The organism is Acinetobacter sp. NIPH 542, from assembly GCF_000369825.1.
Lineage (GTDB): Bacteria > Pseudomonadota > Gammaproteobacteria > Pseudomonadales > Moraxellaceae > Acinetobacter > Acinetobacter oleivorans.
This window is the reverse complement of record NZ_KB850208.1, coordinates 91,651-104,844: the sequence shown is the minus strand read 5'-3', so window position 1 is coordinate 104,844 and position 13,194 is coordinate 91,651. Positions and strand designations below refer to the sequence as shown.

Below are 13,194 nucleotides of genomic sequence, written 5' to 3'. Positions count from 1 at the left end.
TATGACCAGCCCTGACCATAAGCATTTTCAGGTCTCGCTTTATCTCCTTAAGCTTTTTATGTTTTTGTAATGCGGTTTAGCTCAATTTTTCTAAAATTGGCTCAAATTTCGAATTACGTTCTTGCCACTGTGGTTGTTTGTCTTTATCGACAATGAGAGCGCGGACACCTTCAATAAAGTCACCATGCTCAAACCAGATATCCTGTAAATCACGCTCAAGCTGCATACACTGCGGTAAAGAAAGCCCACGGCCTAAATGTTGCAGTTTCAAACTGGTTTGTTTGGCTATAAATGAGCGCTGCTGCAAAATACTAAGCATCTTACTTGCCCAAGCTTTTAAGCTTTCATCTTGTTCATTTTCAAGACTTTGCTCGATTTCATCTAAATGCTGATATCCGAAGTGTTTACGAATACCTTCTGCCAACTGTTTGAGCTCACTTTCAGCAGGACGAGTAATAAATCGGGTAATGATGCGTTCAATTCCCTCTTTGCTTAAACTTGGCGCTTCAACGAGAGCATCTTGCAACGCTTGTAACTGCACACTTGGCACATGGTAGTCAATTAAATCGAGGTAAAGCGCATCGCTACTGCTGATCTGCTCACCCGTAATGGCCATATAAACACCAATATCATCAAGGCGAGACAGGAAGTGTGTTGCACCAACGTCTGGGAAGAAACCAATCGCTGTTTCAGGCATAGCAAATCTGGACTTTTCGCTGCTCACCACAATGTGACAAGCCTGAGCCAAGCCAAAACCGCCACCTAATACATAGCCATCAAGCATAACAATGACTGGCTTTGCATATTCCCGCAGTACATTCAGCATTTTATATTCGGCACTAAAGTAGCCTTTGTAGTCGGCCGTGCCATTTTTATAACTGTCATAGAGATAGCGAATATCACCGCCTGCGCAGAAGGCCTTTGGGCTATTTGATTTGATTAAAACGGCCTGAATAGCAGCATCATTTCGCCACAGTTCCAATTGGGCACCAATACTTTTGATCATATCTAGCGACAATGCATTGAGATGAGTCACACGGTCTAAGGTAATCACGCCAAGCTTACCTTGTCGCTCAATCATTAAGTGATTTTCTGTATTCATTTTATTGATCTCTTATTGATTTTTAAAATTTGGCTTTCGTTTTTCAACGAATGCCTGCATTCCTTCTTTTTGGTCAAATGTTGCAAATATTGAATGGAACATACGTCTTTCAAAACGCAAGCCTTCAGTAAGGTTTACTTCAAAAGCTCGGTTAATGGTTTCTTTAAGCATCATATTTGCAGTTAAAGAGCGTGCCGCAATTTTTTCAGCTGCTTGCAAGGTTTGTTCAAGTAATTCTTCTTTGCTAAACACACGTGCGACTAAACCACTTTGCTCTGCTTCTACAGCGCCCATTTGACGAGCGGTAAAACACATTTCCATTGCTTTGGCTTTACCAATGGCATGGGTTAAGCGTTGTGTGCCACCAATACCCGGAATTACCCCTAAGGTGACTTCAGGTAAGCCAAACTTGGCGTTGTCAGCACAATAAATAAAGTCACACATCAGCGCCAATTCACAGCCACCACCTAATGCATAGCCACTCACCGCTGCAATTAGAGGTTTACGGCGCTGTGCAATACGGTCTGCAAGATGAAAAAAGTCATCAAAATAAATATCTGGAAATGCTAAATCAGCCATTTCTTTAATGTCTGCACCTGCAGCAAAAGCTTTTTCAGAACCAGCCAATACGATGCAACCAATTTCGCGGTCTTTTTCGAGCTGATCTAATGCCTGATTAATTTCACTAATTAATTCGCTGTTTAAAGCATTGAGCGCTTGAGGGCGATTTAATGTAATCAGTCCAACCCCATTACGCTTTTCTAATAAAATACTTTGCCACTGCATTATTTATTCCTTGTTCTGATTTTATAGACTACGTGCAATCACTAAACGTTGGATATCGCTTGTGCCTTCGTAAATTTGACAAATACGCGCATCACGATAAATGCGTTCAATTGGGAAATCTCTGAGATAGCCATAGCCACCAAAGACTTGTAGCGCACTTGAGCACACACGCTCAGTCATTTCTGAAGCAAATAACTTGGCCATTGAAGCTTCGTTGAGACACGGTTGACCTGCTTCTTTTAAACGCGCAGCGTAGTGAACCAGTTGTCTCGCTGCTTCAATTTCAGTTGCCATGCTGGCAAGGCGAAAAGCGATGGTTTGATGCTCAAAAATTGGTTTTCCAAAAGTAATACGCTCTTTGGCATAGCGAGTCGCTTCTTCGAGCGCCGCACGTGCTAGACCGACTGCTTGTGCAGCAATACCAATACGTCCACCTTCTAAATTGGCAAGGGCGATTTTCAAACCCTCACCTTCTTTGCCAAGCATGAGGCTTTTATGAATGCGCACATCGGTTAGTGCAATCTGACACGTATCTGAAGCATGCAGACCTAGCTTTTCTTCAACACGAATCACTTCATAACCCGGAGTTTCACGTGGGACTAAAAATGCACTAATACCCTTTTTACCCGCGCTCAGATCAGTCACTGCAAACACAATAATGACGCCTGCATTATTACCAGAGGTAATAAACTGCTTGGCACCATTTAAAATGTAATCGTCCCCATCTTTCACCGCTCGGGTTTTAAGAGCTGCCGCATCTGAGCCCGTATGTGGTTCGGTTAAAGCAAAAGCGCCGATCATTTCACCTTGCGCCAAAGGTTTTAAAAAACGCTCTTTTTGCTCGTCTGTACCAAATTTTAAAATAGGCACACAACCAACTGAGTTATGTACACTCATAATGGTCGAAGTTGCGCCATCTGCTGCCGCAACTTCTTCGAGGGCTAGCACATAGGCTAAGTTACCCGTGTCTGAACCGCCCCATTGCTCTGAAACAAGCATCCCCATAAAACCGAGTTGCCCCATTTGAGTCAATGTGTCTTTCGGGAATGTCCCGTCTCGATCCCAATCGCTGGCATGAGGCTTAATTTGTTCTTGGGCGAAACTTTTCGCCATATCACGAATGAGTAATTGTTCTTCGGTAAATTGCATTATTATTTCCTTTACCCTGCTTTAGCTTGTTGTTTAGCAATTTCTTGATTACGCAATAAAAAGCGCTGAATTTTACCACTTGGAGTTTTAGGTAATTCACTCACAAATTCAACTAAACGTGGGTACGCATGTGCAGAAAGTCGTCTTTTAACAAATTGGCTGAGTTGTTCAGCAAGTGCATCCGAAGGTTGAGCATCCGTAGCTAAAATTACAAATGCCTTAACTACTTCGGTACGGTCTGGGTCAGGTACACCAATCACTGCGGCCTCAACCACTGCATCATGTTCAAGCAAAGCACTTTCAACATCGAATGGCCCAATCCGATAACCCGATGTGGTGATTACATCATCACTACGACCAACAAAGCTCATGCTGCCATCGGCATGCAACTCGGCAGTGTCGCCCGTTAAGTAGTAATGACCAACAAATGGCGATTTACGGCTTTCTTTATAGCCACCAAACCACATCATTGGAGACTGGCTAATGTCGACTGCTAAAATTCCTGGGGTGTCCGCTGGAAGCTCTTCACCTTGTTCATTTACAATCGCAACACGGTAGCCCGGACTTGGAAAACCTGCTGAACCGGCATGAATTTCATGTTTTAAACCATGATGATTACACACCACCATGCCTACTTCAGTTTGCCCATAATGATCATAAATCGGAGCATCCAGCACTTGTTTAAACCAGCGAATCACTTCTGGGTTAAGCGGTTCACCTGCACTGCTCACCACACGGAACTGCCCTTTTAACGGTGCCATTTGTGCTGGATCAGCCGCCATCATCATGCGGTAGGCAGTCGGAGCCCCTGCCAAGTTGTTAATTTTATAATCTTTCACAATTTGACATAGGCTATCTGTGCTAAAGCCACCTTCATAGAACAAAGTAGAGTGGCCCAAGAATAACGGCCCTGTAATCGCATAGTACAGACCATACGCCCAACCCGGATCGGCAATATTCCAGAATGAATCTTCTTCGGTTAAACCAATAGCATCTTGCATATATCGACCAAAGGCAATCAGTGCTTTTAATGGCACTTCCAAAGGTTTAGCAGGACCTGTAGTGCCTGAAGTAAACATGAGTAAGAAAGGATCTTGAATGCTACGCATGACTAGATCACATTGATCGGACTGCTGCTTCACTTCATTCCAAAAGTTAAAATCGCCTACTTTAAGCGGAGTACCTTGTGCGTCGGCGACAGTCACAATTGCAGGGCAATTTTCAATTTCATCAAGCTTGCTACGGTTACCTACATCGGTCACCACCAGCTTACTTTGTGCAAGCTGAATACGGTGCTCAATCGCTTTTGGGCCAAATGCAGTAAAGAGTGGTTGATAGACTGCACCAATTCGCCAAGCTGCAAAAATCGTCACGATCAATTCAGGTGTTCTTGGTAATAGACCTGAAATACGGTCACCTGCTTTTACACCTTGTGATTTTAAAAAGTTGGCAAACTGACTTGACCACTCTTTTAGTTCACGGAAGGTATATTGCTCTTTTCGTCCGTCTTTTCCTTGCCAATACAGCGCAATTTTGTCCCCATCTGCATGTCGATCACAGCATTCATAACAAGCATTTAAGGCATCAAGTGAACCTGATAACATGTGTTTTGCAGTACTTTCCAAATCGAAAGCCTGTGCAGCATTTTGATAATCCATCATATCTTTTCCCTCAGTCCGGATTTGTTGTTATTCACGACAGGGTTTAATGTGTTTAAAGCCATCCTTTGGCTTTACCGTTATGCCTCTTGTGGCAGGTATTGCTGAATAATGCTTGAAAAATCGAGATTAGCATTACCACGCATGCACATTTGCTGATAAAGCTGCTGTACCATGCCACCTAATACAACTGGCTGTTTGACTTGGCCCGCGGCCTCTACAGCAAGTCCTAAATCTTTTAGCATTAACTGAGTCGCAAAACCGTCTTGATAGCCGCGAGATGCTGGCGCATTTTCATTAATATGCGGCCATGGGTTACAGACATCTGAACTCCAGCAACGGCCACTTGAGGTATTAATGACACCTGCCAATGCTTGTGGGTCGATGCCCAACTTCACACCGAGTGCCATACCTTCAGCAACAGCAGCCATTGAAATACCTAAAATCAGGTTGTTGCAGATTTTGGCAATTTGACCTGCACCGACATCACCACAATGAACAATATTTTTGCCCATGTGGCTAAGTACAGGTTTCACTTCGTTAAAGGTTTGATCATCGGCACCCACCATGAAGGTTAAGGTTCCTGCTTGGGCACCAATGGTTCCACCTGAAACTGGTGCATCACAGATTTTAATATTTTTGCTATGTGCAACAGCGGCAATGTCTTTAATAGTTTGAGGGTCAATGGTACTGCTATCAATGCATAAGCTACCTGCTTTTAGCACTTCTAAAACACCATTTTCACCCAAGTAAACTTCTTTAACATGCTTGGCCGCAGGTAACATGCTAATGACCACATCAGCTTGTTTCGCTGCTGCCTGCGGGCTGTCGCATACTACACCACCTGCCTCGGCGAAGTGCTGAATAGCAACTTCACTGAGGTCATATCCGTAAACTTTGAGTCCGGCTTTAAGTAGGTTATGGGCCATTCTGCCGCCCATATTCCCTAGACCGATAAAGGCGATATTCATCCGTGATCCCCTTAACGTAAACTAATGGTTGTATTTACACCGCCAACTTCATGGCTATCTTCAAACCAACGACTGGTAATGGTTTTAGTTTGGGTATAGAACTGTACAGCTTGTTTGCCGTATGGCCCCAAATCACCAAGTTTTGAACCTCTTGAACCGGTAAAACTAAAGAAAGGCACTGGCACAGGAATTGGAATGTTGATACCAACTTGACCAACATCAATTAAGTTTTGGAAAGTACGTGCAATCGCGCCACTTTGTGTGAATAGACCTACACCATTACCAAATGGGTTGGCATTGATTAGAGCAATCGCTTCCTCAAGGGTGTCTACACAAATAATGGAAAGTACAGGGCCAAAGACTTCTTCTTTATAAATACGCATGTCGGTATTTACGCCGCTAAAAATCGTTGCACCGACAAAGTTGCCCGATTCATAGCCTTGGACTTGAACATCACGGCCATCAAGTAGCAACTCCGCCCCTTGCTCAACACCGCTATTAATTAAATCAAGCACACGCGCTTTAGCACGTTTTGAAATGACTGGACCAATATCAGTATTTGGCTCATGGCCTGCGTTTACTTTTAAAGTCTTCGCTTTTTCAACTAATTCTTGAATCCACTGTTTACTTTCACCCACCATGACTGCAACCGACAATGCCATACAGCGTTGCCCTGCTGCACCAAATGCTGCACCGACCAAGGCATTTAAGGTTTGCTCTTTATTGGCATCAGGCATAACAGCCACATGGTTTTTTGCGCCCATCATCGACTGCACGCGTTTGCCATGTTGTCCAGCAAGGTTATAAACATGCGTTCCAACAGCAGTTGAACCTACAAATGAAATCGCTTTAATATCTTTGTGTGTACACAGACGGTCAACCACTTCTTTACCGCCATGCACAACGTTGAGCACACCTGCTGGAACACCGGCTTGAATCGCAAGCTCAACCAGCATCATGGTTGATAACGGATCTTGTTCTGATGGTTTTAAGACAAATGTATTGCCACACACGATTGCCATTGGGAACATCCAAAGTGGAATCATGGCAGGGAAGTTAAACGGCGTAATACCCGCACAGACACCCAAAGGTTGCTGCAATGTGTAAGTGTCTACACCACGCGCAACACCTTCAACATATTCACCCATTTGCAAAGTACCGATCGAACATGCATGTTCAACCACTTCTAAACCACGTTGAATATCGCCTTCAGCATCGGCCAAAGTTTTGCCTTGTTCAGCCGTTAGTACTTGTGCAATTTCCTTCATGTTGGCACGGATCAAGTCTTGTAACTTAAGCATGATGCGCATACGTGCCTGAATTGGGGTCTGACGCCAAGAAGCAAAAGCATCTTGTGCAGCTTGAATAGCAGCGTCAACTTCTTTAACCGTTGCAAATGGTACACGACCAATTACTTCCTGAGTTGCAGGGTTAACAATGTCTTGCCATTCCTGTGTTTCAGATTCGATAAAATTTCCGTTAATGAGTAATTTAGCGGTTTCCAATTCGATTTTTTGGATTGTGTTCATAACCTCTCCGTAGGCCATATTTTTATTGTGTTCAATTATTAGAAAATACTTTTTGATCGTATTTTCTTTATTCCAGTTTCAATTGAGACTAGCAAAGAAAACTTTGACCACCAACGGAAATTCATGCACGATTGTTGTGCAAATATGCACAAGGATGACAACAAAAATGAAAGTGGATTGGGATCATCTACATTTTTTTCTGGTTTTAGCTCGGACTAAAACATTGACCAACGCTGCGCGGATCATTGGTGTCGAGCACAGTACAGTGGCTAGACGGATTCAAGCACTAGAACTTGCTTTGGGTACAACACTGTTTAAGCGTGAAGCGACTGGTTATGAGTTGACACTCGAAGGTATGGCACTTGTTCCTCGAGTTGAGCAAATGGAACAAGCTTTCTTACAAATTGAAAAACCACATCAACCGTTGCAAGGTCGTGTGCGTATTGGCACACCTGAAGGCTTTGGTACTGCGTTTTTAGCCCGTTTACTGGCTGAGTTCTCTATTCAATATCCACTACTCACCATCGACCTGATTCCAGTGCCGAAAATGATTAAACTCTCACACCGTGAAGCAGACATTGTGGTGTCGATTGATCGCCCAACGTCTGGACCCTACATCATTACGCGGTTATCAGACTACTGCTTAAAAATTTATGGCAGCCAAAACTATCTGGCGCAAAACCCACCCATTCGTGGTTTAGAAGATTTAACCCAACACCGCTTTGTGAACTATATTGATGATCTGGTGTATAGCCCTGAACTGTACTGTTTAGAACGGTTACCCTTAAAGCTTAACGCGAACTTCCGTAGCAGCAGCATTTTGGCCCAACAAATTGCAGTGAGTGCTGGTGCAGGACTTGCGATTTTGCCCAAGTTTTTAGCAGATGATAAACCAGAACTAGACGTCGTTTTAGAGCAGCAAGTTCGCTTTACTCATACCTTCTGGATGCTGACTTTTGTTGATTTACAACATGAACCACGCATTAAACTCGTCTGGGACTATTTGCGTAAACAAGCCGATAAATATCAGCATTTGTTGGTTGATTAGAGAGTGTAAATAAAAAAGCCAATCACGGATGATTGGCTTTTTTGAAATTAGTAATAATTAATCAAAACTTTCTTGGCCTAGTTTCTTCATGCGTGGTTTATAAAACACATGATAGCTAACGCCTAAAACAACTAACCATAATGGACTAACATATACCGCTTTTAATGTATCTGGCTCTAGTGCCAAAATCACTAAAGTAAACAAGAAAAATGCAATGACAACATACGCCATCAACACCCCGCCCGGCATTTTAAAAGTCGATTTAGCATGTAACTCTGGACTCAACTTACGGTAACGTAAATAGCACGCCATGATCAGAAGCCATACACTAATAAATAGAATCACACAGAGTGAACTTGCCAAAGTAAATGCTTCCATGGTGTTTGGAACAAAGTACTGAAGCACTGCCCCGCCCATAATGAAAATACATGAGAAGATTAAACCATTTGAAGGTACGGCACGTTTTGATAAACGCCCCAATGCACTTGGCGCCTGACCATCTTTCGATAAACCGAACAGCATACGACTGGTTGAAAACACACCGCTGTTCATTGAAGACATCACTGAAGACAGTACTACTAAATTCATGATGATGGCTGAAACAGGAATACCCGCATTTAAGAACAACTCAACAAATGGACTTTTATCTGCACGAATATGGTCCCAAGGTGTTACTGACATCACCACAAAGAGTGCCAACACATAGAATAAAATAATACGTACAGGAATCGCGTTAATTGCCTTCGGTAGATTTTTCTCTGGATCTTTCGTTTCAGCGGCAGTTGTACCAATCAATTCGACGCCAATAAAGGCAAACACGGCAATCTGGAAACCTGCCAAAAATCCGCTTACGCCTTTTGGAAATATACCGCCATGCGACCACACATTACTTACACTCACAACCTCACCATGCGGAGCTTGAAAATGAGTGAGGATCATGTAACCACCGACTCCAATCAGACCAATAATGGCCAAAATCTTAATGAGTGCGAACCAGAATTCAACTTCACCAAACAACTTCACCGTAAGAAGGTTAAGCCCTAAAATGAATAGTACACAGCCTGCACTAATCATGGCTTGTTGTGTTGGTGAGAAACTGGCACCTTCGGGCAGCCAGAAACTTAAATAGTTAATGACCGCAGATAAATCTGCAATACCGACCAGTACCCAGCCTAACCAGTAAGTCCAGCCTATATAGTAACCAGCCCATGGGCCAATCAAATCATATGCCATATCGACAAATGACTTGTAATGTAAGTTGGCAAGTAGTAGTTCACCCAATGCACGCATAAGGAAAAAAAACATCCCACCAATTAACATGTAAATCACGAGAATTGAAGGACCAGCGAGGGAGATGGTTTTGCCCGAGCCCATAAATAAGCCGGTTCCAATTGCACCGCCAATTGCAATCATTTGTAAGTGGCGATTATTTAATTTCCGTTGTAAATGATCAGGGGAGCTTGCCTCATCTGGATGATGAACCATTGTCATATTAGAAGTCCTTTTTATATTTTGCTTAACTTAAAATCAGCAACCTATAGGGAGAAAAACGAACCGTATATCGTGGGTTGCTGAGTCTATACCTCAGGACAAGATGTTCAAGTATATTTTTTCCTTAATTGATAAATCGTTTGTCCTGTTTTTTTAAGTCACATTATTTATGTACTGCCTTCACGGCAATTTTAATTAACATATCTGGATTCTCCAGATTAGCCGGAGTGTAGCATGTGATAATGCTAGATGTCGCTTTTACGCCCCCCTCTAAACTGCTCTATTGAGTTAAAAATAAACAACATTATTCCGATAAAAAATCGAAAGAAAATAAAAAAAGCCAATCATGTTTGATTGGCTTTTAATAAAACTTAATGATCGTTGACGAGTTCGCGTCCTAGTTTTTTCATGCGTGGTTTATAGAGCACATGATAGGTAACACCTAAGATAACTAACCATACTGGACTGACATAGAGCGCTTTCAATGTATCTGGCTCAAGTGCCAAGATGACTAAAGTGAAAAGCATAAATGCCAAAACGATATAGCTCATCCAAATGCCACCGGGCATTTTAAAAGTAGATTTTTCATGTAATTCAGGACGTAATTTACGATAGCGTAAATAGCACACCATGATAAGACTCCAGACACTAATGAATAGAATCACACAGAGTGAACTTGCCAAAGTAAATGCTTCCATGGTGTTTGGAACAAAGTACTGAAGTACTGCCCCGCCCATAATGAAAATACATGAGAAAATCAAACCATTTGAAGGTACGGCACGTTTTGATAAACGACCAAATGCACCCGGAGCCTGACCGTCTTTTGATAAACCGAACAGCATACGACTGGTTGAAAACACACCGCTGTTCATTGAAGACATCACCGAAGACAGTACCACCAAGTTCATGATAATAGCTGAAACAGGAATACCGGCATTTAAGAACAACTCAACAAACGGACTTTTGTCTGCACGAATATGGTCCCAAGGCGTTACTGACATCACAATAAAGAGTGCTAGTACATAGAACAAAATAATACGTACAGGAATCGCGTTAATTGCTTTCGGTAAGTTCTTCTCTGGATCTTTGGTTTCAGCAGCCGTTGTACCAACCAGTTCAACCCCGACAAAAGCAAACACGGCAATCTGGAATCCTGCCAAGAAGCCTTCTGTACCTTTCGGGAATAAACCGCCATGCGACCAAACATTACTAATGCTTGCAACAGCGCCTTGCGGAGCTTGGAAATGACTGAAAATCATATAGCCACCCACTCCGATCAGGCCAATAATGGCTAAAATCTTAATGAGTGCAAACCAAAATTCAATTTCACCAAATAGGCGTACAGTCAGTAGGTTAAGACCCATGACAAACAGCACACAACCTGCACTAATCATGGCTTGTTGCGTTGGTGAAAAGCTCGTGCCATCGGGCAACCAGAAACTCAAATAGTTAATGACTGCTGAAAGGTCCGCAATACCCACCAGTACCCAGCCTAACCAATAGGTCCAGCCCAAATAATAACCGGCCCAAGGACCAATTAAGTCATGAGCCATATCAACAAAAGATTTGTAATGCAGATTTGCAAGAAGCAACTCGCCCATTGCACGCATTAAGAAAAAGAACATTCCTCCAATAATCATATAGATTAAAAGAATTGAAGGACCTGCGAGGGAGATGGTTTTGCCCGAACCCATAAATAGGCCGGTTCCAATTGCACCGCCAATTGCAATCAGTTGTAAATGACGGTTAGACAGTTTTCGTTGCAGATGATCAGGAGAGTTTTCCGTATCTGAATGACGAGCCGTTGTCATATTAAAATTCCTTTTTGAATTCCTTTGTTAAGATCAGCAACCTATGGCGAAAATCGAACCGTATGCCATAGGTCACTGAATCTGTTCACCAAAAATGACTGGATAAACCGTATCTATCTTCCTTCTGTTAGATACATCATCATTTTCGGAGTAAAAACGAATTACTTTTGTGCTGCCGTCACGGCAATTTCAATTAACCAATCTGGATTGACCAAATCGGCCTGAATTGTGGCACGCGATGGAGCAACACACCCTTTTAACCAGTCAACCCAAATTGCATTTACGGTTGAAAAGTCAGAAAGATTTTTCAAATAGAGCTGTGCAGAAAGCAAGCGAGATTTGTCGGTATTGGCTAATGCCAAAAGTTCATCAATTGTTGCAAGAATTTCACGAGTTTGGCCTGCCACGTCTTGTTCGGTATTTTTAGGTACCTGACCTGACAGATAAACCACTTTGTTAAAAACAGTCACGGCGCTCATGACTTCGTTAGTGTTAATCTTTTGTATATCTGAATTAGACATTCGGATTTCCTTATACCTGATTAATAAATTGAACACGGGCGGTGACAGCACACATCAGTTCATAGCCCACCGTACCGGATGAAACTGCGACATCATCAATAGGTAAAACGACGCCTGTACTTGATTGGCCCCAAAGCACGACTTCACTGCCGACTTTGGCACTTTCAATCCCTGTTAAATCGACTGCCAACATATCCATGCTGACGCGGCCAATTGTACGAGTGAGGACAGAGTCCACTAAAACAGGCGTACCTGTTGGTGAAATACGCTGATAACCATCGGCATAGCCACAAGCAACAATCCCAATCGTTATGGGTTGCTCTGCGACAAAGTTTGAGCCATAACCTACGCTTTCATTCGGTTCTAAATGCTGAACGGAAATAATTTCGCTGCGTAAGCTCATGGTCGGTTGTAAGCCCCAATTCGCAATACTATGCGTCGGGTAGTCTGGTGAGCTGCCATAGAGCATGATGCCGCTACGTGCATAATCTGATTTGAGCTGGTCTTGATAACGCAGAATTGCTGCGCTATTACTTACCGACCTTTCACCCGGTAAATCTTTAATAATTTCTTCAAATGCAGTGATTTGATAATCGATACCTTGCTGGCCGAAACGATCGCCATCTGCATCTGAAAAATGCATCATGTGCGTAATCTTGGACACATTTGCCAAGTTATTTAAACGTTCCCATGCCTGAACATAGTGCTGTGGTTTAAAACCAAGACGGTTCATACCACTGTTCATTTTTAGGCAAACATCAAATTGAGCTGGATAAGGATGCTTTTCTACCCACTCAATTTGCGCTTCACTATGAATGGTGAAACTGAGTTGATACTGCACACAATCAAATAAATCTTGAGGAGAAAAAACTCCTTCGAGCAATAAAATTGGACCTGTCCAACCTAAAGCACGAATTCGTTTTGCTTCATCAAGATCAAGTAAAGCAAAGCCATCTGCCGCTTTAAACGCTTCATAAACACGTTCAATTCCGTGTCCATAAGCATTGGCTTTTACAACGGCAAAGACCTTACTGTTTGGCATAGCCTTGCGTACCACCGCCAAGTTATTTTGTAAGGCTTGACGGTGGATCACTGCGGTAATAGGACGAGGCATGATTACTTTCCTAA

The 13,194-nt window shown here is 42.8% G+C and carries 11 protein-coding genes; 1 reads left to right on the top strand and 10 read right to left on the bottom strand.

Annotated features, from left to right (window positions below):
• Positions 1 to 76: 76 nt before the first annotated feature.
• From F886_RS17905 to F886_RS17880, 6 genes are all read right to left on the bottom strand, one after another.
• A complete protein-coding gene (locus F886_RS17905; RefSeq protein ID WP_005309097.1) occupies positions 77 to 1,102 on the bottom strand; it encodes an enoyl-CoA hydratase/isomerase family protein in 1,026 nt (341 codons plus the stop codon).
• Positions 1,103 to 1,114: 12 nt separating this feature from the next.
• Entirely contained in the window at positions 1,115 to 1,888 is a 774-nt protein-coding gene (locus F886_RS17900; protein ID WP_005309095.1) for an enoyl-CoA hydratase, read from the bottom strand.
• A 21-nt stretch (positions 1,889 to 1,909) separates the two neighbouring features.
• The gene (locus F886_RS17895) at positions 1,910 to 3,037 is read right to left on the bottom strand and encodes an acyl-CoA dehydrogenase family protein (RefSeq protein WP_005309092.1); all 1,128 of its coding nucleotides are present in this window, start codon (positions 3,035 to 3,037) and stop codon (positions 1,910 to 1,912) included.
• A gap of 11 nt (positions 3,038 to 3,048) precedes the next feature.
• Complete coding sequence (locus F886_RS17890) at positions 3,049 to 4,698, bottom strand: AMP-binding protein (RefSeq protein WP_005309090.1); 1,650 nt, start codon at positions 4,696 to 4,698, stop codon at positions 3,049 to 3,051.
• A gap of 77 nt (positions 4,699 to 4,775) precedes the next feature.
• Positions 4,776 to 5,666 (bottom strand): 3-hydroxyisobutyrate dehydrogenase, encoded by an 891-nt coding sequence (gene mmsB / locus F886_RS17885; protein WP_005309088.1) that lies wholly within the window; start codon positions 5,664 to 5,666, stop codon positions 4,776 to 4,778.
• 11 nt (positions 5,667 to 5,677) lie between these two features.
• Positions 5,678 to 7,195, bottom strand: a complete 1,518-nt coding sequence (locus F886_RS17880; protein WP_005309086.1) for a CoA-acylating methylmalonate-semialdehyde dehydrogenase — start codon at positions 7,193 to 7,195, stop codon at positions 5,678 to 5,680.
• A gap of 166 nt (positions 7,196 to 7,361) precedes the next feature.
• Between F886_RS17880 and F886_RS17875 the strand changes: the two genes are divergently transcribed.
• A complete protein-coding gene (locus tag F886_RS17875; protein WP_004640467.1) occupies positions 7,362 to 8,243 on the top strand; it encodes a LysR family transcriptional regulator in 882 nt (293 codons plus the stop codon).
• 57 nt (positions 8,244 to 8,300) lie between these two features.
• On the opposite strand, the gene F886_RS17870 is transcribed toward F886_RS17875, so the two are convergent.
• The 4 genes from F886_RS17870 to alr form a co-directional block, all read right to left on the bottom strand.
• Entirely contained in the window at positions 8,301 to 9,728 is a 1,428-nt protein-coding gene (locus F886_RS17870; RefSeq protein WP_081402316.1) for an amino acid permease, read from the bottom strand.
• Between the two features lie 377 nt (positions 9,729 to 10,105).
• Positions 10,106 to 11,545 (bottom strand): amino acid permease, encoded by a 1,440-nt coding sequence (locus tag F886_RS17865; protein WP_005309081.1) that lies wholly within the window; start codon positions 11,543 to 11,545, stop codon positions 10,106 to 10,108.
• A 161-nt stretch (positions 11,546 to 11,706) separates the two neighbouring features.
• On the bottom strand, positions 11,707 to 12,066 hold the full coding sequence (locus tag F886_RS17860; protein ID WP_000071347.1) for a RidA family protein: 360 nt from the start codon (positions 12,064 to 12,066) through the stop codon (positions 11,707 to 11,709).
• 10 nt (positions 12,067 to 12,076) lie between these two features.
• A complete protein-coding gene (gene alr / locus F886_RS17855; protein ID WP_005309079.1) occupies positions 12,077 to 13,180 on the bottom strand; it encodes an alanine racemase in 1,104 nt (367 codons plus the stop codon).
• Between the last annotated feature and the right edge of the window lie 14 nt (positions 13,181 to 13,194).

Excerpts from the sequence above, each read along its gene's own strand:
- F886_RS17905 (WP_005309097.1), bottom strand. The coding sequence starts at position 1,102 with ATGAATACAGAAAATCACTTAATGATTGAGCGACAAGGTAAGCTTGGC.
- F886_RS17900 (WP_005309095.1), bottom strand. The coding sequence starts at position 1,888 with ATGCAGTGGCAAAGTATTTTATTAGAAAAGCGTAATGGGGTTGGACTG.
- F886_RS17895 (WP_005309092.1), bottom strand. The coding sequence starts at position 3,037 with ATGCAATTTACCGAAGAACAATTACTCATTCGTGATATGGCGAAAAGT.
- F886_RS17890 (WP_005309090.1), bottom strand. The coding sequence starts at position 4,698 with ATGATGGATTATCAAAATGCTGCACAGGCTTTCGATTTGGAAAGTACT.
- mmsB (WP_005309088.1), bottom strand. The coding sequence starts at position 5,666 with ATGAATATCGCCTTTATCGGTCTAGGGAATATGGGCGGCAGAATGGCC.
- F886_RS17880 (WP_005309086.1), bottom strand. The coding sequence starts at position 7,195 with ATGAACACAATCCAAAAAATCGAATTGGAAACCGCTAAATTACTCATT.
- F886_RS17875 (WP_004640467.1), top strand. The coding sequence starts at position 7,362 with ATGAAAGTGGATTGGGATCATCTACATTTTTTTCTGGTTTTAGCTCGG.
- F886_RS17870 (WP_081402316.1), bottom strand. The coding sequence starts at position 9,728 with ATGGTTCATCATCCAGATGAGGCAAGCTCCCCTGATCATTTACAACGG.
- F886_RS17865 (WP_005309081.1), bottom strand. The coding sequence starts at position 11,545 with ATGACAACGGCTCGTCATTCAGATACGGAAAACTCTCCTGATCATCTG.
- F886_RS17860 (WP_000071347.1), bottom strand. The coding sequence starts at position 12,066 with ATGTCTAATTCAGATATACAAAAGATTAACACTAACGAAGTCATGAGC.
- alr (WP_005309079.1), bottom strand. The coding sequence starts at position 13,180 with ATGCCTCGTCCTATTACCGCAGTGATCCACCGTCAAGCCTTACAAAAT.